We start from the raw sequence: 22911 nt of genomic DNA on the forward strand, positions 1-22911 counted from the left end.
TCCTTATTCGACTATTTCAGCCACTAATTTTTTATTAATCCGCAACAGGTTGTATGAATTAGCCTCATCTTCATCAATTGGAATCAGGTAGGGCTCAACCGCTTTTTTAAAGCTGACCATAGCGCCGTGCTGATCTTTTTTCAGATGCGCATGACAGAACCAGTCCTGATCATTTTTTTCTGGGCAATCTGCGCGATAGTGATATAGCCCCCAACGGCTTTCTTCGCGGAATAGCGAAGCACGTGCTGCCATTTCGGCACAGTCGCGAATCACGGCAACTTCGGCAGCACGCATCAATTCATGTGGATGGCTGGCATTGATTTGCCCAATATCAGTTTTAATTTCTTCGAAGCGTTTTAACGCAATCTCAATTTTTTGTCGGGTTTTCGGTGGCTGTAAATAGTCATTCACCATACGGCGTAACTTGTATTCCACCTGTTCCGATGACAATCCTTCAGGACGGTGTAATGGGGCAAAAATACGGGCTTTTTCGGCTTCAATTTCATCGGCATTTAGTTCTGAATCTGTCTGTTCTGCGACATATTCAGCGGCATTCACCCCAGCAAACCAACCATAGGTAAAGGCACCGAGCATGTAGTTATGTGGAACAGCTGCCATATCGCCTGCACTATATAAACCTTTAACAGAGGTTTCCGCTTTTTCATTGACCCACACCCCAGATGCGCTGTGACCACTACAGAAGCCAATTTCTGAAATCTGCATTTCCACCATATCCTGACGGTAATCTGTGCCACGCCCTTCATGGAAACGGCCACGACTTGGACGTTCATTGGTATGTAGAATCTCTTCAATGGTTTGAATAGTTTCTTCCGCCAGATGATCCATTTTCAGGAACACGGGGCCATTGCCACTTTGTAGTTCCTGATAGAACTCCCACATCATTTGGCCTGACCAGTAGTCACATTCGATAAAGCGTTCACCTTTGCTATTGGCGGTATAACCACCCAAAGGTCCCGTTACATAGGCGCAGGCAGGGCCGTTATAATCTTTAATCAGTGGGTTGATCTGGAAACATTCCAGATTGGAAAGTTCCGCCCCAGCATGGTAAGCCATGGCATAACCATCACCCGCATTGGTTGGATTTTCATAAGTTCCCATGAGATAGCCAGATGCTGGCAAGCCCAAACGTCCAGCGGCTCCACAACATAAAATCGCAGCCTTGGTTTTGATTACATAGAAATCACCATTGCGACAGTCAAAACCCAGTACGCCGTTGATGGCGCCTTCTGCATTTTTGAGCAGGCGAGTGGTGACGATACGGTTATTAATTTTGACCTGAGCGCGTTTTAGCTGGCGATACAACACTTTTTTAATGTCATGACCTTCAGGCATTGGCAGCACATAAGCGCCCATGTGATGAACTTTTTTGACTGCATATTCACCCGTTTCATCTTTTTCAAATTTCACGCCCCATTGATCCAGTTGTTGAATGGTGGTGAAACTATGCTTGGCATAGGCATAAACCGTGGCCTGATTGACGATGCCATCATTGGCAATGGTAATTTCCTTGGTGTATTGCTCAGGCGTGGCGTAGCCCGGAATCACGGCATTATTCAAGCCATCCATGCCCATTGAGATTGCGCCGCTGCGTTTCACATTGGCTTTCTCAATCAATAAAACTCTCAGGTTGGGGTTGGCTGTTTTGGCTTTAATGGCTGCCATTGGGCCAGCCGTCCCCCCACCGATGACGACAATGTCATAGTCCAGTGTAATCGTATTCATGTTGTGCCTTTTTGAGTGCGTTTTAATTCACAAAGTAATGGTGCTTAGGTATTTCACTTTCGATCTACTCTTAAACGGTATTGGAAGCGCTCTCCTGAAAAATAGAGATATTCGAAATCAATAGGATGTCCTGCATGATCGTGAGTCAGTCGCTCCACTCTTAATAGCGGTGCATGGAGATCGACTTGCAAAAGTTCACTGAGTTCTTCATCAGCAAGCGTGGCATCAATGTTTAAATCGGCATGTCCTAAGGCAATCGATAAATCCTCTTCAATCGCTAAAAACACATCGCGAGTGGAGAGATTGATCTGTTGCAAAGCTGTTCCAATCGCTTCGGGTAAATAAGTCAGTTCAAATGAAACGGGCTTACGATTGAGTAAACGAATCCGTTTAATCTCCACCACCGTGCTGTTGACAGAAACTTTTAATTTCGAGGCAATGTGCGGTGTGGCTGGAATAAAGCGAAATTCTTTGACTACGTTAAAGACTTCGTGTCCCAGATCGGTCATAGCTTCGGCAAAGCCTTGCAACTCGGAAATATTCTGAAAGGTTTTCGGCGCGCTAACGAAAGTGCCTTTGCCTTGAATTTTGTAAATCAAGTGTTCGAGCTGAAGTTGATTGAGTGCCTGACGAATGGTGATACGACTGACATTAAATAATTCGCTCAGTTCTTTTTCCGACGGTAACTGCTGATGAATCTGGTAAGTTCCATCGACAATCTGCTGGAGCAGGGCCTGATAGACTTGATCATACAATGGGCGTTCGCCGTTCACTTTATTTACAATCGCTTGGTTCATTGAACTTAAACTTGTTATAACAACTTGGTTGTTAGATTAGCGATTATGTGAAATGAAGAAAAATAACTTATGCAGCAAAAAATATCTGTTTTTGTGCATTACCTGATTGGTCAAATGAGAAATAAAGATGCTTTTTATTGTTTTATATATCTCTAGATATTATGGTTAAGTAATTAAAAAATAAAATTATTGTTGTTTTATGGGCTGCTGGTTTATTTGCTATTTTTGCTTAATTTATAAATGAAAGTGATCGTTTTAATTTGGATTGTTTTGCTGAAAAAGGACGGGTTCAGCGGCTAATTTTTCAGCTAGATATTGAATGAAAACACTCAGTTTAGGCGGAACATGGCGGGTAGGTGGATAGAGTAACCATGCGCCACCGCTATAGTGGGTTTTAAAATGCCAATCAGGTAAGACCTGAACCAGTGTGCCTTGTTCCAAAGCATGGCGTGCCACGAAGTACGGCAAACTGGCAATGCCTAAATGTTGTAAAGCGGCACTGAGGCGCACGCCTGTATGATTGGCAGCATAACGACCACGCACCGCAACGGTAATGGATTTCTGTTCCTGCTGGAATTTCCATTTCGAATCATTGGGTTGTTCGCCCAAATAGATACATTGATGCTGCTTTAAATCGTGTGGATGCTGTGGGATGCCATTTTTCTGCAAATATTCAGGTGTAGCACAAATCAAATGATCAATATCAATCAATTTACGTCCCATCAATCCACCGGACGGTTGTTCGGTAATACGAATTGCCAGATCTACACCGTCATCAATCAAGTCAATATAACGGTCTTCCAATAGCAACTGAATATCAATTTTTGGATATAAGGCCAAGAACTCAGGCAAGTGAGGATGCAGCATAAAATGTCCAACCGCCTTGGGCACACTGATCCGAATCACGCCTTGTGGTTCGATATGAAATTGTCCTGAACTTTCCATGACCGCTTGTGCTGCATTGACCAGATCCACACAGCGCTCATAGACCTGCTGACCACTTTCACTCAAGCGTAGTTTCCGTGTGGTGCGATGCAATAAGCGTGTGCCCAGAGCACGCTCTAAACGGGCAATGGCACGACTGACCGCAGAAGGGGTGGAACCGAGCTGACGCGCCGTTTCAGAAAAGCTTTCCGTTTCGACAACTTTGACAAAGGTTGCCATTTCATTTAACAGAACCAGACTTTGATTTGTGCTCATGATGCAAAAGTTATTTGGATTTTGATTGGATTATCGCGCTTTAAAAATCGCAATACAATCTTTTCCTGTAGTCATGATGTGGAGATAAATGAAATGTGGCAGTTGTATGGACATGAGTTTCTGGCCTTGGCATTGATCCATTTTATGGCAGTTGTTTTACCGGGACCTGATTTTATTATTACAGTAAGACAGAGTGTTCGATATGGCTATTTAATTGGCTGTATCACCGCGATTGGTATTGGTGTCGGCATCTCGGTACATGTGTTTTACACCTTGGTCGGCGTTGGGGTTTTGATTCAGCAAAGTGTCTGGTTAATGTCGTTACTACGCGTGGCAGGTGCTGCTTATTTGATTTACTTGGGCTGGCAATGTTTACGTAGTCAACCAAATGCCAATCTGGATATTTTGGCAGGTGAGGTGATGGGTAAACCGAGCTTAATCCAAGCCTTTAACATGGGTTTCTTAACCAATGCGTTAAATCCGAAAGCGACCGTTTTCTTTCTGGCGATTTTTACCACCATTGTGAATCCCGCGACACCGTTGAAGGTTCAAATTGGTTATGGCATCTGGATGTGTTTAGTCAATGCGCTATGGTTTATCTTGGTCAGTATCATGTTTTCACAACCGATTGTACGGAAACGCTTTTTAGAGTTTGGGGTGTATTTTGAACGCGTGATGGGAGTTATTCTTGGGGTCGTTGCAATACGATTAATCTGGAGCGTTGCATTTTCCTGAATATAAAAAGACTGCACTAAGGCAGTCTTTTTATTGGAGAGTGGTTAAGCCCTGCGTTTGTTTCTGGTCAATTGATGCAAGACTGACACTAGCAAATCAATTTCTTCAGTGGTGTTATAAAACGCCAAAGAGGGACGTACGGTCTGTTCTACTCCAAAACGACGCAAGATTGGCTGAGCACAATGATGTCCAGAACGCACTGCAATGCCATGCTGATTCAGTGCTTTACCCACTTGCTCTGTCGAATAACCTGCAAGGGTAAAGGACATCACACTGGCCTTGTTTCGGGCCGTACCAATGGGTCTTAAGCCTGCAACTGTACTCAATGCATGCTGACCATATTCCAGCAAGTCATGTTCATAACGGGCAATATTATGAATGCCTAGGCGTTCCACATATTCCAGTGCTGCACCGAGACCCACAGCATCGGCAATATTACCTGTACCTGCTTCAAACTTATTGGGGGCGGGTTGGTAAACTACTTGTTCAAAACTCACATCCTGAATCATATTACCACCGCCTTCCCACACAGGCATAGTCTCCAGGATTTCAGGCTTGGCATATACCGCTCCAATACCTGTTGGCCCAAAGACTTTATGTCCTGAAAATACAAAGAAGTCAGTATCAATCGCTTGGACATCGGTTGGCATATGCGAAACAGATTGGGCACCATCGACCAAGACGCGGACACCTTTGCTATGCGCGATTTTGATCACTTCAGCCACAGGTGTGACCGTACCTAAGGCGTTAGACACTTGGGTAATCGAAATCAATTTGGTGCGCTCATTAATCAGTTTGGGTAGTTCTTCCAAAAGGATTTGACCGGTATCATCCACTGGAATGACACGGAGCTTGGCACCTACTTTTTTAGTGAGCTGGAACCACGGGACGATGTTGGCGTGATGTTCAAGATGCGACACAATAATCTCATCACCCTCACCAATATTCTGTTCACCCCATGTCTTGGCAATCAGGTTAATGCCTTCGGTGGTACCCCGAACAAAAATGATTTCTTTTGATGATTTTGCCCCAATAAAACGTGCCACTACATTGCGCGCATGTTCATAGGCATCGGTTGCACGTGCTGCTAGTTCATGTGCAGCGCGATGAATATTGGAATTTTCGTGCTGATAAAAATAGGCAATCCGATCAATCACGCTCTGTGGTTTCTGCGTGGTTGCTGCATTATCAAACCAGACCAAAGGACGACCATTGACGCGTTCTTGTAGAATGGGAAAGTCACGACGGATCGCTTGAATATCCAAGGGCTGAGCAGCATTGGCGACAAACTGTGGTTGTGAAGGTTGATAATTTCCATAACCCGCATTGGGTTGTGGCAGATCCAAGAAGTAAAAGCCTGAAGAGGCGTTATTTTTTGCTTGAGTTGAATTTTGAGTATCTTGCTGCAATAAGCTTTTCAGTGCATCACCATGAGGTAATTGAAAAGATTGCGCTGCGGCAAAATTGGCAGCATCAAATTCAGAACTTGATGAACTCGGTGCTGAAAAATCATTTAAAAAATAAAAGGGTGAAGTTTCACTGCTTGAAGGACGAGATGATTCAACTACAGGTACATTCGGCGCATTATGAACCGCCTGTGGAAAATTAGGTTCAATGGGCGGACGTGGTAAATTGGCTCCGCCCACGACTGGCGCAGAGGCGATCGCACGGCGTTCGGGGTAGTCTGGATAGTTCGGAATATGCTCAGGGTATTCAGGATTTAAACTTTTTTCATAAGCAATATTGGGCGCACGACCACTCAGCGCCGCTAAAGGTTCAGCGGGCTGGGGTTGATGGGGCGGCGTACCGACATTAGGCAAGTCCAGATTCAAACCAGAAGAATGTCCATTACCAGCACTTGGTCGGGCAGCAAAAAATTCAGAGGCAAGCCGTGAAAGTGTTGCTTCATCTGGGAAGTTGGACGGTGGGTGAACACCATCCACTTCAGACTCTGATGGACGACTGTTTAAATTACTTGTAGTTAACTGGGTAGTCATGATATTTGTCCACCTCCACATCTTCGAGCACAGCCAAGGCATCCTCGGTCAATACCGCCAATGAGCAGTACAGAGAGATCAGATAAGACGCAATCGCATTGCGGTTGATGCCCATGAAGCGTACGGATAGGCCAGGAGATTGCTCACCAGCCAAGCCCGGCTGGAATAAGCCCACCACACCTTGGCGTTTTTCACCTACACGCAATAACAAGATTTTGGTTTTACCATCTTCCACAGGAATCTTATTCGATGGAATCAGGGGAACACCGCGCCATGTAATGAATTGCGAACCAAATAAACTGACGGTTGGTGGTGGAACTCCTCGACGGGTACATTCACGACCGAAGGCACCAATTGCATCTGGATGAGCGAGGAAGAAGCCCGGTTCTTTCCAGACTTTACGGAGTAAATCATCAAAGTCATCGGGTGTTGGTGGCCCATTTAATGTGGAGATCCGTTGTTCATCTGCGACACTTGCCAATAGACCGTATTCAGGATTATTGATCAATTCGCTTTCCTGACGTTCTTTAATGGTTTCAATAGTTAAGCGTAATTGTTCTTTAATCTGGTCATGCGGACTGCTATACAGATCTGCAACACGGGTATGAATATCTAAAACGGTTGAAACTCCATTCAAGAAATATTCACGGGGTTGCGGATCATAATCCACAAAGGTTTGTGGCAAAGTCGCTTCATCACGTTGTGTACAAGCCACTTGAATATCATCTGTATTATTGACACGGTTAACGCGATAAATGCCTGCTTCGACAGGAATCCATTGCAATAAATGCGTGAGCCAACGCGGTGTAATGGTTGAAAGTTGTGGAACGGTCTTGGTGGCATTTGCAAGCTGTCTGGCAGCATGATCCCCAAGCGCAAGTTGGACTTTGTCTGTGGTTTTTGCCATGAATCATTTTTCCTGTTGTTTTGGCTTTGTTAAAAAATAATTAATTTTTAATGACGCATTTATTGAATGAAACAAAAGGGTTTTTTGAATGCATATTTTAATTGGGAAATAATTGGTTATTTTTATCCAGTTAAAATATCAATATAAAATTTTATCGTGCTTTATATTTTCAAAATCATTTCACTTATTTATTTCATTTAATTAGACATTAATATTCTGTAAAGACTCACTTGGTGACTGTAGAATCTGGCTGCCTGCTGCAACGTTATGGGTAAGCCATACATTCCCGCCAATAATTGAACCTTTGCCGATGGTGATTCGACCCAAAATTGTTGCACCTGCATAAATCACGACATGATCCTCAACAATGGGATGACGGGCATAATCTTTCTTTAAAGCACCATCATCATTCAGTTCAAAGCGTTTTGCTCCGAGTGTGACGGCCTGATAAATACGAACATATTCACCAATCACGGAAGTCTCTCCGATCACCACACCTGTACCATGATCGATAAAGAAACCTTGGCCAATTTGTGCTCCTGGGTGGATATCAATTCCAGTTGCCGAATGTGCCAGTTCAGAAATAATTCGGGACAGTAACGGTACGCTGGGATAGAGCTGATGGGCTACGCGGTGATGAATAATCGCCAAGATTCCTGGGTAACAGAGTAGTACCTCGTCGACGCTATGCGCTGCAGGATCACCTTCATAGGCCGCACAGACATCCGCATCCAGTAAGCGACGAATAGTAGGTAGCCTATTGGCAAAGTCCTGTACGATGGTTTGTGCCAAAACCACTTGTTGTTCATAGAGCAGTCTGTCATTGCTGGAAACGGGAATCTGTTTGACCCGACTTTTAGCTTCATAATTTAAGGCCAGTTTGACTTGTACAAACAGTTCATTCAGGACACGATCAAGAGTATAAGCAATATAGTAATCTTCGGTTTCCTGACGCAGATCGCTTGGCCCCAGTCGCATTGGAAACAGGATGCCACATAAGTCATCAAGAATAGATTTAAGTGCCTCCTTGGAGGGAAGCTCGCGGCCACCGAATTCTTTAATCCTGTGCTGGCGTTCGCGCCATTCATGGCGTGCTTGCTGTAAGCCCTCGATGACGGGCTTTATTTTCCATTGGCTCACGAGAATTCCTTAAAATAAGTCTTACAAATCATCAATACGTGTTTAAACAGCCATCTTAATCTTGTAACCAAGGAAGCTGATGGATACGCCAGCCATTACTTTGATTACGTTGCTGCTGATCATTTAAATCGCCTTCAAAGCCTTCCAGTACGTTATAAACCTGAGCAAAACCAGCGCTAAACGCGGCGGTTGCAGCCAAAGCGGAGCGTTTCCCACTACGGCAGAGCAACAAGATGGTTTGGTCTTTTCCGACTTTGCTATCGAGTTCTTTGACAAAGCGGGGATTACGATTAAATGACGTGCCTGTTGCCCATGCGACATGAAGACTTTCAGGAACATAACCGACGAACTTACGCTCTTCGGCCGTGCGTACATCGACTAAAACAGCATGGCCGTTTTGAACCAGAAACCATGCTTCAGCAGGGGGAATACTCCCTGTAAAATCGAGTTCATTTTCTTCCGCATATTGTTGTGCACGCTGCAAGATGTCTTGTGGATCTGTCGAAAAACCGTGAGAACTGGCGGAAGATTCTACTGTTTGAGTAGAATCAAATTGAGCATTCATTTTTATAACCTTTATATTCATCAGCGGGATGATGTTTTTATCTTAGGCATGTTTTTATATTCAGGAAAATAATCAAAATTTATTTATATATCTACTTTTGATCAATAATCAGTTTTTTATACGGATTATTAATATGATTTTTATTGCTTAATTGAGTTAAAGTTATTGTTATGAGTTTTAATGCTGAGTTTATTAAAAATAAATATTTTACTTTTCAATTAAAGACCCGTTTAACTATCAGCAAGATGTCATGAGAAAATAAAATGAAATAGCATTAAAAATATGAGTAGACGATAAAAACAGCAAAAATTGTTTAAAGCTTATTCTTATCTTTAAAAAGAATAAGTAACTCACTTTTTCTTATTTTTAATCATATAGCCTCGCGCATACCATAAGCAGATATTGTTGAAAGATCATCTAATTATGGGCATCAAGAACACCAAGCCGTTAATCGTTACAGCGATCGTCCTTGTGGCGATTGTTGCTTTTATTGTCTATCAAAATCAAAAAGATGCTGCACCCGCACAGTCTAGAAATAACAAAGCAGTAGTGATCGCCTATCAGACTGGTATTGATCCAACTAAAGTTGCACAAGCCAACGGTGACTATGAGCGAGAGAGTGGACAGGCGATTCAATGGCGTAAATTTGATGCGGGTTCAGATGTGGTCAATGCATTGGCTTCGGGCGATGTCGTGATTGGCAATATTGGCTCAAGTCCATTGGCGGCTGCAGCTAGCCGTGATTTACCGATTGAAGTGTTTTTGGTGACAGCAAAATTAGGTGGTTCTGAGGCATTGGTGGTTAGCAACAAATCAGGCATTAAAACGCCGCAGGATTTGATTGGAAAAACCATCGCTGTGCCATTCGTTTCAACCACACATTACAGCTTATTGTCCGCTTTAAAGCATTGGAATATTGCAGACAATCAGGTCAAGATCATCAATTTGCGTCCACCTGAAATTACAGCGGCATGGGAGCGTGGTGATATCGATGCGACTTATGTTTGGGAACCAGCTTTAAGCAAAGTTAAAGCCAGCGGTCATGTTTTAACTGACTCGAAACAGGTCGGTGAATGGGGCGCGCCAACTTATGATCTTTGGGTGGTTCGTAAAGACTTTGCCGAGAAAAATCCTGAGTTCTTGAAAGCATTCGTGAAGACCAGTTTGCAACAGATCGAAGCCTATAACCAAGATCCAAAAGCATTTGAGCAGAATGCCGATCATATCCAGAAAATTGCTCAATTGACGGGTTCTGATGCCAAAGACATTCCATTATTACTTTCAGGAAATATTTATCTGGATGGTCAGCAGCAACAAGCGACTTTAGCAGGTGAATTTGCCAAGAATATTTTTGATACCGCGTCTTTCTTAAAAAGTCAGGGCAAGGTCGATCAGGTGAAGCCTGATTATCAGGGTAATGTCACGACTCAGTTCTTACAGCCATAGGAGATCGAAATGAGCGTATTAGCTGCTGAGCATCTTCATTTAACTTTTCCAAAGCAGACGGTGCCTGTTCTTCAAGATATTAATCTGAAGATTGAAGAAGGCACTTTGACTGTGATTTTGGGCGAGTCTGGCTGTGGTAAAACCACTTTGTTAAATATTTTGGCAGGTTTCCAAGCACCGAGTTCAGGCCAGATTAAACTGGATCATGAAGTCGTGACTGCGCCTGATGCGCGCCGTGCGGTGGTATTTCAGGATCATGCCTTATTGCCGTGGTTAAATGTCTCGGAAAATATTGGTTTTGCTTTGCAGCTTAAGGGTTTAAAAGCGCAAGAAATTCAGCAGCAAGTCGATGCTATTCTGAAAATTGTGGGTTTAAGCCATGTTGCTCAAGCCAATATCTGGGAATTGTCAGGTGGTATGAAGCAACGTGTCGGTATTGCGCGTGCGTTGATTAGCCATGCGGCTTTTATTCTATTAGATGAGCCTTTTGCAGCTTTAGACGCTTTTACTCGTGAAACCATGCAGCAGTTGGTTCTGGATTTGTGGATTGAGCAAAATAAATCGTTCTTCCTGATTACCCATGACATTGAAGAAGCGTTGTTGTTGAGCAATCAACTGGTGTTAATGACAGCTCGACCGGGCAAGATTGTGGAAACGTTAAAGCTGGATTTTGCAGATCGTTATAAGCAGGGCGAATCGATTCGAGCAATTAAATCCGATCCCAAATTTATTCAATTGCGTGAACAACTGTTTGAACGTTTACGTGTGCAGAAACAGGCAGGTCATGAGGTGGCTGTATGACGGGTCAAGCTAAAAATACAGCCTATGAAGTGACCAAGCCAGTTGCACTTCAAGCATCGGATAAACAATCGGCTTCAGTTTTGAATGCATTAGGTGGATTTATTGCTCGCCATCGTAGCTTGGTATTGAGTTTATCGAGTGTATTGAGTGTCTTGGTCATTTGGTACCTGATCACTGCATTAAAAATTGTTCCAAGTTTATTTCTGCCGAGTCCACAAGCGGTATGGCAAAAGTTCCTTGAAGTTAGCCAGCAAGGCTTTATGAAAGCGACCTTATGGCAGCACTTGGCAGCGAGTATTTCGCGTGTCTTGCTGGCACTTGTTGCAGCGATTGCGATTGGCGTGCCTTTAGGTTTGTGGATGGGTCTGAATAAATGGGTTCGTGCAGTGCTTGATCCATTGGTTGAGTTGTTGCGTCCGATTCCACCTTTAGCGTATTTGCCATTATTGGTGATCTGGTTCGGGATTGGTGAAACCACCAAAGTGCTTTTGATTTTCTTCTCCATTCTTGCACCAGTGATTATCAGTAGTACGCATGGGGTGCTCAGCCATCAGCTCAATCGTGAGCGTGCAGCCTTATCATTAGGGGCGAGCCAGTCACAAGTATTTTGGCATGTGATTTTGCCGACTGCGTTACCGCATATTTTAACGGGGATTCGTATTGGTTTAGGTGTGGGTTGGTCAACCTTAGTGGCATCAGAATTAGTCGCGGCAGATCGTGGTATTGGTTTTATGGTGCAGTCAGCGGCGCAGTTCCTGATTACGGATACCGTCGTGCTTGGTATTATTGTGATTGCGATTGTCGCAGTCAGTTTTGAATTATTCTTGCGTTGGTTACAGAAGCAATTATCTCCTTGGTATGGTCAACAGCTGTAAGTGCAAATGGTAAAGATGAGAGAGTTAGAGATGACGTTAAATATTGAAATGATTAAACCAACAATCGGTGCAATTATTCACGATGTTGATTTAAACACGGCTGATGAACATACCACCCAACAAATTCAACAAGCATTGCTTGATCATCATGTCATTTTCTTTCGCAATCAGCAGCTAGCACCACACGCGCAAGCTGAACTGGCACGTAGTTTTGGTTCTTTGCATATTCATCCGATCTATCCATCAGTCGAAAATGTACCTGAAATCATTGTACTGGACAGCTGGAAACAGGATTTACGTGACAATGAGCTTTGGCATACCGATGTGACCTTTAGCCAGAAGCCACCATTGGGCTGTGTATTGCAAGCGATTAAAATTCCACCTGTAGGTGGCGATACGTTATGGTCGAGTGGGGCGGCTGCATTTGCTGCGCTAGATCAAGATTTACAGAAAAAGTTAAAAGGCTTAACCGCAACGCATGATATCCGCCAGTCTTTCCCGATTGAGCGTTTTGCGCATAATGATGTTGAGCGTCAAAAGTTGGAAGAAACCTTTAAGCGTAATCCGCCTGTTGTTCATCCTGTGGTGAGAACGCATCCAGTTACAGGTCAACCGATTTTGTTCGTGAGCGAAGGGTTTACTACGCGTATTAATGAGCTGGATGAGACTGAAAGTGCTGAGTTGTTGCAGTATCTATTTGCACATGCCACCAATGAGCAGTTCCATTTGCGTTGGCAGTGGCAAGCGGGTGATGTGGCGATTTGGGATAATCGTTGTACACAGCATAAGGCTTTATTTGATTATGGTGATGCGCATCGAATTATGCATCGTGCCACGATTAATGGTGATGTGCCGTTTTATCAAGCAGCAAGTTAATATTTAGTTTTAGATAAAAAGCTTGGGTAAAATCCTGAGCTTTTTTTATTTTATAGTTTGATCCCTTCGGTTTTATTTTATAATTTGATCGCTTCGGTGGAATCTTACAGAGATCTCATCCTATTTTAGGATTTGCCTTCGGCTGGAGTTACTTTTTTGAAAAAGTAACCAAAAACTTTGTCATCCACAAAAGCTGTTTACTTCCAACATCTCTTTAAATTAATCGCAGAAATAGCATTTGATTAATCTCACGCAGGTTGTGGATGACGTGTAGCACCAGTGATTCCAGAGAGAAGTTCTTTATACAATGCTAGATAGCACCAATTAATTAATCCAGAATTTTCAAAGTATATTTAATTAAGATGAGCCTCTTGTTTATAAACTGAAGGCGCTTGTCCCGTCCAACGTTTAAAGGCACGTCGGAATTCGCGGAGCTCACTAAAACCCAGTTGCAGGCTGATCTCACTCATCGACAGGTTCTGTTCAATAAGTTGCTTGGCCTTGCGTTCCAGTACATTTTGTCGAATTTTTTGAAAACTAAGACCTTCCGATAATAATTGTCGTCTTAGATGGCGTTCACTGATACGTAAATGTTCAGCGGCTTGCTGCATCTCGAAACGTTCAGGTAATTGCTGTTCAATTAAATGATCGAGTAAATGCACATAACCCACCTGATTGAGCTGATCAATTTCTTTTAGGGCCTGCTCACAGATTTGGATGGCAGTTGCATAGTTGGCTGGGCTGTAATTCTTTAAGCCACGTTGCAACATGCTGCTATTAAAGCGGATGATATTTTTAGGGCTGTTAAATTGAATCGGGCAGCCAAAGATATTTTTATATTGTTCTTGATATTGGTTAGGGAAATAGCTGAGTTCAAGACTAATCACATCATCATGATCGCCCAGCATCGCGTTTAAACAGGTGATGATGCTGCTAAATAATTCATCGTGGAAAAAAGCTTTCAGATCATCACAGGGATGAGACTCAGTCACTTCCAGCTCACAGACATCCGCTTGGAGGCTAAAGTTGAGATTGAGCACGCTGCCAGAAATACGATGGTAACGCAGCGCAATGTCTAAAGCATCAGCCACGGTCTTGCACGATTGCATGGCAAAACCCAAAATCCCCATTGAAATCAAACCTTCACTACTGCCAAGTTTTAAGCCGAGGTCGGGTTGTTGATAGGCTGCAATGGCCTGACGCACAACCTCACAAAGCTGGGGAAAACGAACCACTCCTTGGGTTTGCTGAATTTGAGCGATATCCAGCCCCGAGTCTTGAAACCAGACGGCATGTTCCCACTGCTGTTGCTCTGCATAGTGGATCAGGCTAGCTAAAATCGTGGGTGGAATAAACTGTTGCTGGTCATTTTTATAGATGTTGTGTTTAGGCATAAGTCCGTTTTGCCCCCCAAGAAAAGTTCCTTTAACCCTGTTGGGTATCGCATAATTTTGATTAACTTTCAACAGGCTTAAGACAGCTAGAAAAAGAATTTTAAAAGGAAAGCACCAATGTATCAGGTGGGTTGGGATAAAAAGGAAATTAAAATAACGCCTAAAGGCTATGCCATGTTTGGTTATGGGCAATGGTCTCATCGTGCTTATGAGCAACGTACAGCTTTATATGCCCGAAGTGTGAGTATCGTCGATCAATACGGCAATCGACTGCTGATCTGTTGTCTGGATTTAGGCTGTATTACCCATGCCATGCGTAGCCAGACAGTCGCGCAATTAACTGAACGATTAGGCTCAACATTTGATGAGAATCAATTGGTGTTAACGGCAACGCATACCCATTCAGGGCCAGGCGGTTGTACGCATGAAGCTTTGTATAATCTGCCGACACCGGGTTTTGTACCTGAACATTTAAATGCAATTGTTGAAGCGATTGTACTGAGCATTGAACATGCGATTGCGGAAGAACAACCCACGGAAATTTTTACCAGCACAGAGTATTTTCCCGAACAGATACCTGTCGCATGGAATCGTTCAATCAAAGCGTATAATCGAAATCCAGAGGTGAGAATACATTCCGAAGCTGAAACGCATTTGGCTCTAAATCGGGAAATGCAACTGATTGGTTTTTATCGCGAGCAGAAATTACAGTCCTTTATTTCTTTCTTTGGCGTACATGCCACCTGTTTGGGAAATACCTTAAAAGCGTATGATGGCGATAATAAAGGTTATGCAGCTGCATTTTCAGAGCAGGCTTTAATCCAGCAAGGCATTGAAAATCCTGTGGCAATTTTTGCCCAAGCCACCGCTGGGGATGTATCGCCGCATTTTCATGGTAAAGACCAGCTTAGGATTCGTCGTCAGATTAAAGGTGAGCAAGAGTATCAATACGCACAACAAAATGGACGTTATCAAAGTGAATTGGCTTTGACGGCTTTACAGGAGGATATTTCTAAAAATCTGGAAAAAGTTGAAGGCAAGATTGATGCCGTTTTGTCCTATGTTGATCTGAGTAATATTGAAGTTCCTGCTGAATTTGCCTATGGACAGTATGATGCAAAAACCAGTCAGCCTTGTCACGGCACTGCATTTTTTGCAGGTACGCCTGTCGATGGTTTAGGTGCGCCAAAACCCTTGATTAAAGGGATGCAATTTTTAGCGGATCAACTGCGTAAACATAAACTTAAAAATCCTGATTCAGCAGATTTTATTGCCAATCAGCAGCTCTATGCTTCACAAGGACCAAAGCAGATTGTATTAGAAGCAGGGGCTAAAAAGATTTTAGGCCAGCCGATTGGTTTTCCACCCAGTATTCTTGATCCATTGATTGCCGAGATGAATCGACAAGTCAAAGCGGGTGCGATTCAAGACAGTCCTTTAGTGCCGAGTGTTGTTCCCTTACAAATTGTGCGATTAGGGTCTTTGGCACTGATATGTTGTCCAGGAGAATTTACTACGATTGCTGGGCAACGTGTTATCGCTACAGTGAAACAGACGCTTGCTGCACAGACTTCAATTGAAAAAGTTTGGTTCGCTTCATACTGCAATGATTATATGGGTTATGTCACTACCTATGAAGAATATCAAGAACAGGCGTATGAGGGTGGACATACCTTATTCGGGCAATGGACCTTGGCCGCTTGTCAAAGCAAATTCAAAGATTTAGCAGAACAATTATTATTAGAAAAACATAAACGTCATTACGATGAAATGACACGTCCACAGCCCGTTCCAAAACAAGAACTCGCAAAACGCACGAATCATGGCAACTTAAAAACTGCCGTTAGCCAAGGAGTGGCAGTATGAGTGATCTAAAACAAGGGATTTGGTCAAATTGGTCTGGCTTTCAAAAAGCCAAACCGCAGCAGATTCTTTACCCTGCCAATATTCAAGAACTACAGACCATCGTTCAAGCACATCAAAAAATACGCGTGGTGGGTGCAGGACATTCATTTACGCCATTGGTCTGTACTAATGCCACCTTATTATCGCTGGATCATATTGCAGGGATTGCATCGACTGATATTGATCGATGTCAAAGCAGTATCTATGCAGGCACACGTTTATATGATTTAGATCAACATTTAAAACAGCAGAAAATTGACCAAGCCCTGATGAATCAGGGCGATATCGATCAGCAAAGTCTGGCAGGTGCTGTGTCTACGGGGACACATGGCACAGGGGCAGATTTGCATTGTATTTCGGCCTATGTTGAAGCTTTCGAGCTACTTACAGCTTCAGGTGAAATCCTAAAATGCAGTCGTACTGAACATCCTGAAATTTTTGCAGCTGGACGGGTTTCTTTGGGTAGCTTGGGGATATTGACTCAGATCACTATGCAAAATCGTCCGCGTTATAAATTAAAAGAACATATTGAACTTTGTCCTGTAGAGGACATGATGCAGCATATTCAGCAATGGAAGCATCAGCATCGGCATATTGAGTGTTTTGTATTTTCCTATGAAAAGCAGTTGATGCTGAAAACTCTGGATGAGACCGATGAGGAAATTCTGCCCCGTAAGGAGAATTTCCCTTCCGATGATACCTTACTGACTTTATGTTCCGAGCTGACCAAAAACTTTCCTTCATTAAATCCGTATTTACAGAAGCTGTTGGGAATCTTTGTGAAACCGACGACCTATGTGGATTGGTCGAGTACAATTTTCCCAACGCCTCGTAATACCAAGTTCAATGAAATGGAATATCAAATTCCTGTTGATCGTGGAATTGAATGTTTGGATGAAGTATTGCATGCATTAAGGGCCAATAAGGTTGCAACCTTTTTTCCGCTCGAATTTCGCTTTGTGAAGGGAGATGATATTTGGCTCAGTCCTTTTTATCAGCAGGATTCGATTTCGATCTCGGTGCATCAATACCATAAACAAGATCATCGTTTGATTTTTGATGTGGTTGAACCGATCTTGCAAAAATATCAGGGGCGTCCGCATTGGGGTAAAATGCATACCATGAACAAGACACAGCTTCGTGCTTTATATCCCAAGTGGGATGATTTTATGGCTTTACGTCAGCAGCTTGACCCAGAAGCCAAGTTTTTAAATCCCTATCTGGAAAAGTTGTTTTTAGATTAAAAAGAATTTTTTATACGTTGAAAGTGCTTAACGGAGTCATATCGAGTTCTCATTCAATTAAGGGTTACGCTTTCAACTGGACTGACTTTGGTTTCGCCCTGGGAAGCGTACCAAATTTTATGTAAATTTTCTTGGATTGAAAAAAGGTATCGCCATGTTGGATCATTATTTTAAGCAACTCAATCTCGACCTAAAAAAACAGGGGATTGCCACACCGCAACTGATCATCGATGAAGCGGCCTTAAAACAAAATATCCAGCATGTTCAAATTCGTCTTGCTCATGCCAAACATTTAAAAGCACGCTTGGTAGTAAAGTCTTTAGCGAGTCTAGATTTGCTCAAGGTGTTATCTGAACAGATTAATACACAACGCTTTATGGTGTTCCATCAACCGCATATTATTTCAATCTTAGAAAATTTTGCTGAGGCCGATATTCTGTTGGGTAAACCAATGCCTGCCCAAGTAGCTCGTCAATTTTTTGAACAGCATGCAGAATGGTCAAATGCCAACATTCAGTGGCTGATTGATACCAAACAACGCTTACAGCAATATCTTGAGATTGCCCAGCTCTATTCTCTCTGTCTGTATGTGAATATTGAGATTGATGTCGGTTTACATCGTGGTGGGGTGCAATCGACAGCGCAACTGTCTGAAATATTAAAGCTGATTCAACAATATCCGCAGTATTTAAAGCTTTCTGGTTTGATGGGCTATGATGCGCATGTCAGCAAAATCCCAGCCATCATTAAAAAACCTGAACTGGCTTATCAAAGTTCGCAACAGACCTATGCCACTTACCAAAAGTTAATCCAAAATCATTTTCCGATGCTCTGGAATGATGAGCTTTGTTTTAATGGCGGCGGCAGTCCGACTTTTAGCTTTCATACGACTCAAAGTGTCTGCAATGATTTGTCTTTTGGTTCAATGTTGCTCAAACCGAGTGATTTTGACAGCGATTTTTTACAGGCCTTACAACCTGCGTTATGGATTGCAGCACCTGTGTTAAAAGTCTTGCCATTTACTCAACTTCCTTCGATGTCTTTACTGGATAAATTGCCGCATAAATGCAAAGCGCTGTTTATTTATGGCGGCTATTGGCTGGCTGATTATATTTATCCTCATCAAGCACATACGCATGCATTGTACGGGCGTAGCAGTAATCAGGAATTGGTCAATGTGCCTAAGGATTGTGATATTCAGGTCGATGATTTTGTATTTTTAAGACCCACACAAAGTGAAGCGATTATTCCTCAGTTTTCCGAGTTAAAACTATATAGCAAACATGCTTTTGAGACATGGCAAACTTTTAGTGAGTAATCCAGCTTTGTGCGGCGATATTCGACCAAAAGTTTGCTAGAGCGTGAGCGTCTTAAAATAAATCTGTTAAATGGCAGCTTTTGGCTTCAGTCAGATTTTCAATCGAATCCACCAGTAAAATATTGGTGTCATTTTCACTTTTATAAGCGGCAATGACTTCTGCATAAATAGGTTGTTTAAGTTTTTTGGCTTTTGACAGGAAATTGGAGATGACTTTTTCATTTGTCCAATCAGCATCTTTGAGAACATATTCATTTGCTGCAATATCACATCGCGTCAAAATGGCTTTTTTATCTTTTATGGTTAAGGTGCCAATAAAAATATCCATACTTTCTTTGGGGTCAGTCGAATTGGCAAAAGCCGCTACAGGCAGGAATAGGCTCAATATAAACATAAAGCTAAGTGATGTCTTTTTCATTGGTTTTTCCTAGAGATCAAATAGGTTATAAGAATAATGCTGCTGAGATTCTAATCTAATCCGTGTATTTGATACTAGGAGATAGCCAAGCAGGAACAAGACTTAAAGCACTGTTCCTACTCGGAGGAATCTACTGTCTAAAAGCGATAACCAATTTTCAAACCATAGCCGATAGCACTGTTATCTTTAAAGTCGGCTTGTTCAGCAATCGGTTTTATGCCGGCCACAGGAATGTAATAAGTGCCATCTTCGGCAACGACATCACCGAGCCAGAAGTACTTAATTCCACCTGCAATAAAGTAGTTGGGTGCTGGATTAAACTGAACACCTACACCCAAGCCCCATGAACCTTGCGTTGGGTTTAAGGTGGATGCTGGATCGCCTGTGCCCGAGTCCCAACTCACTTCTGTAGATGCACTCCATTTTTCGCTAAACTGATGTCCAATACCCACATTCGCCATCCACTGATCTTTTTGATAGCTGTCCAAATCAAAACCACCTGTGTATGTACCTTCACTGATTAGGCCTGTCAGATATTCTGTCACTGCGCCAAACTGGGTTGGGCGAATATGGAAATCTTTCCAGTTGACCCAGCGGACATTGGCATAGGCGAGCGTGTCTTTATAGACACCTGTTTGAAAATCAAGACTCACCGATTGTGGCGTACTGATTTTGGTTTTACTTGGTGTTGTCACTTCTAAAGGCTGACCAAACATGGTTTCGGTGACTTGCATGTCGTGGTCGATCTTGGAGCGATAGGTGACTGCGGCTTTTAAGGCAATATCTGGGATTTGATAACTCAGACCCGCCAGCCAGCCGACAGCATGATCCTGTTTAAACTTGGCATCATAACCATTAAAGGCTTCGCTATAAGAATTACCCCGTAGTGCCACATCGCCTTTGACGGATTGATAAACAGCACCACCATACAGTTGAAAATTGCTAAACGGACTAACCCCAAAAATTATACTGATGCTTTCGGTGTCGACATTGACTGAGGTGCCTTGTTGGGTAAATTCATTGTCCGAAAAGGTGTTATTGGACTGCATCGGATAAGTAATGTCTGCGCCAAAAGGCTGGTCATAGAGCAGGCCGAAGCTGATTCGGTCGGTGAGTTGTAGCTTGAGCGCGGCAGCATAATATTGAAAGCTATTGCCCATATTGCCTGAGTTCAGATTTTGTGGATCATTGACCAGTTCTGGGCGATTACGGATTTTCCCTGAAATATCTGGATCTACCGCGGTCGCACTCACTTCAACATAATTACCATTTTCTAGAAAAGCTAAAATGGATTGGCCTGATTGATCCAGTGCAGCAGCATGATTCGCTGTACTGGCAAAAAGGGCACAGATGCCGATTAAAATTGGGTTGCGTTTCATATTGATCATCCTTGGAAAACCGTGTCTTATTTTTAGCGCTGATATTTTTATTAACGGTCATTTTTTCTATTCGCAGTAAATTGATTTAACTCAATATTTTTAAATAGAAAATCAATGTCCATGCAGGTAGTGAAGCATCTTTTCAAGGCATCGAATAGGGTTGTAAATGTTCGGGATGGGGGGATTAACGGTCAAAAAGGTTTTGATTCAGACAAGAAAAAACCTTGTGATAGGGCACAAGGTTTTTGGGAAATTTACAGCTTATTGTTTGATGATCAGTACTGGAATATGCGATTCAGTCAAAACCGCACGGGCTACGCTTCCTAGCAATAGGCGTTTCACGCCAGTACGTCCATGTGAACCCATCACAATTAAATCTGCACCGACTTCATCGGCAACGAAAAGAATGCCTTCACTGGCTGAACCATGATGAATTTTGGTATTAACTTCAATGCCATCACGGACAAAGGATTGGGAAATATCCTGTAGTTGGGTTTTGGCATGCGCTTCAGCTTGCATAAAATAATCGGTAACCGCAGGTGCAAATTGATAAAAATCAACACCAACAAAAGGATCAACCACAACCACACTGAGGATGGTCACCTTTGCTCCTGATAATTTTGCTAAAGAAAGTGCATGCTCAACCGCTGCATAGGAAATTGGAGAATCATCAACAGGTACTAATATATTTTGATATGACATCTTATATTACTCCTTTATGGTTATAAAAAATGAAAGCATAAGATGTTGATAACATATTGAGTCTAGGTGAGCAAATCAGCATCCTTTAAAAAGTGATGATAAAACTGAAAATAATCTAGAAAAACAGGGGATTCCCCCGCAAAATAGAGCGATAACAAAATCACTGTATTTTTGTAATTCAGCTTAAGATGAACTTGAGATTCAACGAGAAAATTTAAGCGTTATTTAAATGAATAAGGAAGTGTTGTGTTACTGAGTCTAGATGCCTTTAAGCAACAAAAATTTGACCAGATGGCAGCCAAAATCATGGCTGATCCAGACATGTATCTGGATTTTGATTCGGTTTCAGATTTTTATAAAGCGGTGTGGTTAGATGAGTTTCCGCAAGGCACGATATGGTCAGCCACTGGACTGGATGATGGTGCTGAACAATTTTATGCGGTGATTGAATATGGAGATCACTATCTGTATATCAGCCGAACAGAACGCGTTACGGTCAAATTAGGCATGCGTCATCATTACAATAAAAATAACTAATCCGAGCAGTCATCCATTTTTGCCTGATCAGATTTTGAGATGTAAATGAGAATGCTATACTTTTGCGCAACGATGAAATCCTAATAAAACGAAATGGAAATTTAAAAATGGCACATCAATTTACGGTTAATGAAACAATTCATGGTGTTTCAATTGAGGACTTTTCACGACTGGTGGCGGATACTTCATTGCATGAAGCAGTGTGCAAACGTATTCCTGGGGAAAATCTGGAAATTATTGAATCTGCGGTCAATGGTGATATTTATACCTTACGCCGTGAATACAATCTGGATGTGAATATTCCAGATGTGGCAAAAAAATTATTAAAAAATGCATTCCGCTTAAAACGTTCTGACATCACACATTTGAAAAACTTAACCTCTACGGTTGAGTTGGGGGCGAACTTGCCTTTGGAAGCGAAAGGTGAGCGTAGCGTGACAGGCGATAGCGAAAAAGTGAATATCTCTTTAACGTGGACGGTTAAAGTGAAAGTGCCGTTGATTGGCGGTATGTTAGAGAAGCATGCTGAAGGTGAAATCCGTAAATTCAGCAATCTTGAAATCGAAATTGTTGCAGATGAATTGAAGAAACATCTCTAATTTTTTAATAAATAAAAGACTCTCCATTTGGGGAGTTTTTTGTTTTTAGAAGCGCAGAAAATACGGAACAACTGAAAGAATGACACCAATAATGCTGATCATTGCTGTGCTATCGATAAAATAGGTAAAGAGCATCAAGACCAAGCCACTGACCAACGGCACCGTCATTTTCTGTTTTTTTCCATAGAGGAAATAGCCTAAGCCGATCGAACTAAAAATGACACCTAAAAATAGTTGGGTTGCATTCATTATGGTTTGCCATCGTTATTTTTTTCGCAAATATATTATGACAATATTCTTAAATGAAAATTATGGTAACTCGATAAAATATCC

21 protein-coding genes and 1 pseudogene are annotated in these 22911 nt (G+C 42.4%); 10 read left to right on the forward strand and 12 right to left on the reverse strand.

Features of this window, described 5'->3' with window-relative positions; translation table 11 throughout:
* Positions 1 to 3: 3 nt before the first annotated feature.
* The 3 genes from EC846_RS09815 to EC846_RS09825 form a co-directional block, all read right to left on the reverse strand.
* Positions 4 to 1743 carry a fumarate reductase/succinate dehydrogenase flavoprotein subunit gene (locus EC846_RS09815; protein ID WP_123775057.1) on the reverse strand — a complete coding sequence of 580 codons (1740 nt, stop codon included), beginning with the start codon at positions 1741 to 1743 and terminating at the stop codon, positions 4 to 6.
* A 53-nt stretch (positions 1744 to 1796) separates the two neighbouring features.
* Positions 1797 to 2540: a GntR family transcriptional regulator gene (locus tag EC846_RS09820; RefSeq protein WP_123775058.1), complete on the reverse strand. Its 744-nt coding sequence runs from the start codon at positions 2538 to 2540 to the stop codon at positions 1797 to 1799.
* A gap of 255 nt (positions 2541 to 2795) precedes the next feature.
* Complete coding sequence (locus EC846_RS09825) at positions 2796 to 3740, reverse strand: LysR family transcriptional regulator (RefSeq protein WP_123775059.1); 945 nt, start codon at positions 3738 to 3740, stop codon at positions 2796 to 2798.
* A gap of 93 nt (positions 3741 to 3833) precedes the next feature.
* Between EC846_RS09825 and EC846_RS09830 the strand changes: the two genes are divergently transcribed.
* A complete protein-coding gene (locus tag EC846_RS09830; protein WP_123775060.1) occupies positions 3834 to 4475 on the forward strand; it encodes a LysE family translocator in 642 nt (213 codons plus the stop codon).
* A gap of 44 nt (positions 4476 to 4519) precedes the next feature.
* Here the strand turns inward: EC846_RS09830 and EC846_RS09835 are convergent, their stop codons facing one another.
* The 4 genes from EC846_RS09835 to EC846_RS09850 all read right to left on the reverse strand — a co-directional run bounded on the left by EC846_RS09835 (position 4520) and on the right by EC846_RS09850 (position 9084).
* Positions 4520 to 6472 (reverse strand): family 2A encapsulin nanocompartment cargo protein cysteine desulfurase, encoded by a 1953-nt coding sequence (locus EC846_RS09835; protein WP_123775061.1) that lies wholly within the window; start codon positions 6470 to 6472, stop codon positions 4520 to 4522.
* The gene (locus tag EC846_RS09840; RefSeq protein WP_005256665.1) at positions 6447 to 7379 is read right to left on the reverse strand and encodes a family 2A encapsulin nanocompartment shell protein; all 933 of its coding nucleotides are present in this window, start codon (positions 7377 to 7379) and stop codon (positions 6447 to 6449) included. The genes EC846_RS09835 and EC846_RS09840 overlap by 26 nt, the downstream gene beginning before the upstream one ends.
* 201 nt (positions 7380 to 7580) lie before the next feature.
* The gene (gene epsC, locus EC846_RS09845) at positions 7581 to 8519 is read right to left on the reverse strand and encodes a serine O-acetyltransferase EpsC (protein WP_123775062.1); all 939 of its coding nucleotides are present in this window, start codon (positions 8517 to 8519) and stop codon (positions 7581 to 7583) included.
* A gap of 55 nt (positions 8520 to 8574) precedes the next feature.
* Positions 8575 to 9084: a rhodanese-like domain-containing protein gene (locus EC846_RS09850; protein WP_004771240.1), complete on the reverse strand. Its 510-nt coding sequence runs from the start codon at positions 9082 to 9084 to the stop codon at positions 8575 to 8577.
* Between the two features lie 405 nt (positions 9085 to 9489).
* Here EC846_RS09850 and tauA point away from each other — a divergent pair, with 405 nt between their 5' ends.
* The 4 genes from tauA to tauD are packed head-to-tail and all read left to right on the forward strand — an operon-like array spanning position 9490 to position 13082.
* Entirely contained in the window at positions 9490 to 10530 is a 1041-nt protein-coding gene (gene tauA / locus EC846_RS09855; protein ID WP_171410014.1) for a taurine ABC transporter substrate-binding protein, read from the forward strand.
* Positions 10531 to 10539: 9 nt separating this feature from the next.
* Positions 10540 to 11331: a taurine ABC transporter ATP-binding protein gene (locus EC846_RS09860; protein WP_123775063.1), complete on the forward strand. Its 792-nt coding sequence runs from the start codon at positions 10540 to 10542 to the stop codon at positions 11329 to 11331.
* Positions 11328 to 12206: a taurine ABC transporter permease TauC gene (tauC, locus tag EC846_RS09865; RefSeq protein WP_123775064.1), complete on the forward strand. Its 879-nt coding sequence runs from the start codon at positions 11328 to 11330 to the stop codon at positions 12204 to 12206. The genes EC846_RS09860 and tauC overlap by 4 nt, the downstream gene beginning before the upstream one ends.
* A gap of 30 nt (positions 12207 to 12236) precedes the next feature.
* Positions 12237 to 13082: a taurine dioxygenase gene (gene tauD / locus EC846_RS09870; RefSeq protein WP_123775065.1), complete on the forward strand. Its 846-nt coding sequence runs from the start codon at positions 12237 to 12239 to the stop codon at positions 13080 to 13082.
* A gap of 353 nt (positions 13083 to 13435) precedes the next feature.
* On the opposite strand, the pseudogene EC846_RS09875 reads toward tauD, so the two are convergent.
* Positions 13436 to 14529, reverse strand: a pseudogene (locus tag EC846_RS09875) (AraC family transcriptional regulator).
* 64 nt (positions 14530 to 14593) lie between these two features.
* Between EC846_RS09875 and EC846_RS09880 the strand changes: the two are divergent.
* The 3 genes from EC846_RS09880 to EC846_RS09890 all read left to right on the forward strand — a co-directional run bounded on the left by EC846_RS09880 (position 14594) and on the right by EC846_RS09890 (position 18943).
* Positions 14594 to 16342 (forward strand): neutral/alkaline non-lysosomal ceramidase N-terminal domain-containing protein, encoded by a 1749-nt coding sequence (locus tag EC846_RS09880; RefSeq protein ID WP_123775067.1) that lies wholly within the window; start codon positions 14594 to 14596, stop codon positions 16340 to 16342.
* The gene (locus EC846_RS09885) at positions 16339 to 17625 is read left to right on the forward strand and encodes a D-arabinono-1,4-lactone oxidase (protein WP_123775068.1); all 1287 of its coding nucleotides are present in this window, start codon (positions 16339 to 16341) and stop codon (positions 17623 to 17625) included. The genes EC846_RS09880 and EC846_RS09885 overlap by 4 nt, the downstream gene beginning before the upstream one ends.
* Before the next feature lie 154 nt (positions 17626 to 17779).
* Positions 17780 to 18943: an alanine racemase gene (locus tag EC846_RS09890; RefSeq protein WP_123775069.1), complete on the forward strand. Its 1164-nt coding sequence runs from the start codon at positions 17780 to 17782 to the stop codon at positions 18941 to 18943.
* A gap of 52 nt (positions 18944 to 18995) precedes the next feature.
* On the opposite strand, the gene EC846_RS09895 is transcribed toward EC846_RS09890, so the two are convergent.
* The 3 genes from EC846_RS09895 to EC846_RS09905 form a co-directional block, all read right to left on the reverse strand.
* Complete coding sequence (locus EC846_RS09895; RefSeq protein WP_004771254.1) at positions 18996 to 19361, reverse strand: hypothetical protein; 366 nt, start codon at positions 19359 to 19361, stop codon at positions 18996 to 18998.
* Positions 19362 to 19498: 137 nt separating this feature from the next.
* The gene (locus EC846_RS09900; RefSeq protein ID WP_123775070.1) at positions 19499 to 20740 is read right to left on the reverse strand and encodes an OmpP1/FadL family transporter; all 1242 of its coding nucleotides are present in this window, start codon (positions 20738 to 20740) and stop codon (positions 19499 to 19501) included.
* Positions 20741 to 21001: 261 nt separating this feature from the next.
* On the reverse strand, positions 21002 to 21442 hold the full coding sequence (locus EC846_RS09905; protein WP_004771257.1) for a universal stress protein: 441 nt from the start codon (positions 21440 to 21442) through the stop codon (positions 21002 to 21004).
* 246 nt (positions 21443 to 21688) lie between these two features.
* On the opposite strand from EC846_RS09905, the gene EC846_RS09910 reads away from it, so the two are divergent.
* Entirely contained in the window at positions 21689 to 21979 is a 291-nt protein-coding gene (locus EC846_RS09910) for a hypothetical protein (RefSeq protein WP_123775071.1), read from the forward strand.
* Positions 21980 to 22086: 107 nt separating this feature from the next.
* A complete protein-coding gene (locus EC846_RS09915) occupies positions 22087 to 22578 on the forward strand; it encodes a DUF2505 domain-containing protein (protein ID WP_123775072.1) in 492 nt (163 codons plus the stop codon).
* Between the two features lie 45 nt (positions 22579 to 22623).
* Here EC846_RS09915 and EC846_RS09920 read toward each other — a convergent pair whose 3' ends face one another.
* Positions 22624 to 22827, reverse strand: coding sequence for an amino acid transport protein (locus tag EC846_RS09920; protein WP_123775073.1), 204 nt, complete (start codon positions 22825 to 22827; stop codon positions 22624 to 22626).
* Between the last annotated feature and the right edge of the window lie 84 nt (positions 22828 to 22911).

It is taken from the genome of Acinetobacter sp. BIGb0102 (assembly GCF_003815055.1).
Lineage (GTDB): Bacteria > Pseudomonadota > Gammaproteobacteria > Pseudomonadales > Moraxellaceae > Acinetobacter > Acinetobacter vivianii.

Bases quoted from the DNA above. Each gene is read 5' to 3' on its own strand.
- EC846_RS09815 (WP_123775057.1), bottom strand. From the start codon at position 1,743: ATGAATACGATTACACTGGACTATGACATTGTCGTCATCGGTGGGGGG.
- EC846_RS09820 (WP_123775058.1), bottom strand. From the start codon at position 2,540: ATGAACCAAGCGATTGTAAATAAAGTGAACGGCGAACGCCCATTGTAT.
- EC846_RS09825 (WP_123775059.1), bottom strand. From the start codon at position 3,740: ATGAGCACAAATCAAAGTCTGGTTCTGTTAAATGAAATGGCAACCTTT.
- EC846_RS09830 (WP_123775060.1), top strand. From the start codon at position 3,834: ATGTGGCAGTTGTATGGACATGAGTTTCTGGCCTTGGCATTGATCCAT.
- EC846_RS09835 (WP_123775061.1), bottom strand. From the start codon at position 6,472: ATGACTACCCAGTTAACTACAAGTAATTTAAACAGTCGTCCATCAGAG.
- EC846_RS09840 (WP_005256665.1), bottom strand. From the start codon at position 7,379: ATGGCAAAAACCACAGACAAAGTCCAACTTGCGCTTGGGGATCATGCT.
- EC846_RS09850 (WP_004771240.1), bottom strand. From the start codon at position 9,084: ATGAATGCTCAATTTGATTCTACTCAAACAGTAGAATCTTCCGCCAGT.
- EC846_RS09860 (WP_123775063.1), top strand. From the start codon at position 10,540: ATGAGCGTATTAGCTGCTGAGCATCTTCATTTAACTTTTCCAAAGCAG.
- tauC (WP_123775064.1), top strand. From the start codon at position 11,328: ATGACGGGTCAAGCTAAAAATACAGCCTATGAAGTGACCAAGCCAGTT.
- tauD (WP_123775065.1), top strand. From the start codon at position 12,237: ATGACGTTAAATATTGAAATGATTAAACCAACAATCGGTGCAATTATT.
- EC846_RS09880 (WP_123775067.1), top strand. From the start codon at position 14,594: ATGTATCAGGTGGGTTGGGATAAAAAGGAAATTAAAATAACGCCTAAA.
- EC846_RS09885 (WP_123775068.1), top strand. From the start codon at position 16,339: ATGAGTGATCTAAAACAAGGGATTTGGTCAAATTGGTCTGGCTTTCAA.
- EC846_RS09890 (WP_123775069.1), top strand. From the start codon at position 17,780: ATGTTGGATCATTATTTTAAGCAACTCAATCTCGACCTAAAAAAACAG.
- EC846_RS09895 (WP_004771254.1), bottom strand. From the start codon at position 19,361: ATGAAAAAGACATCACTTAGCTTTATGTTTATATTGAGCCTATTCCTG.
- EC846_RS09900 (WP_123775070.1), bottom strand. From the start codon at position 20,740: ATGAAACGCAACCCAATTTTAATCGGCATCTGTGCCCTTTTTGCCAGT.
- EC846_RS09905 (WP_004771257.1), bottom strand. From the start codon at position 21,442: ATGTCATATCAAAATATATTAGTACCTGTTGATGATTCTCCAATTTCC.
- EC846_RS09915 (WP_123775072.1), top strand. From the start codon at position 22,087: ATGGCACATCAATTTACGGTTAATGAAACAATTCATGGTGTTTCAATT.
- EC846_RS09920 (WP_123775073.1), bottom strand. From the start codon at position 22,827: ATGAATGCAACCCAACTATTTTTAGGTGTCATTTTTAGTTCGATCGGC.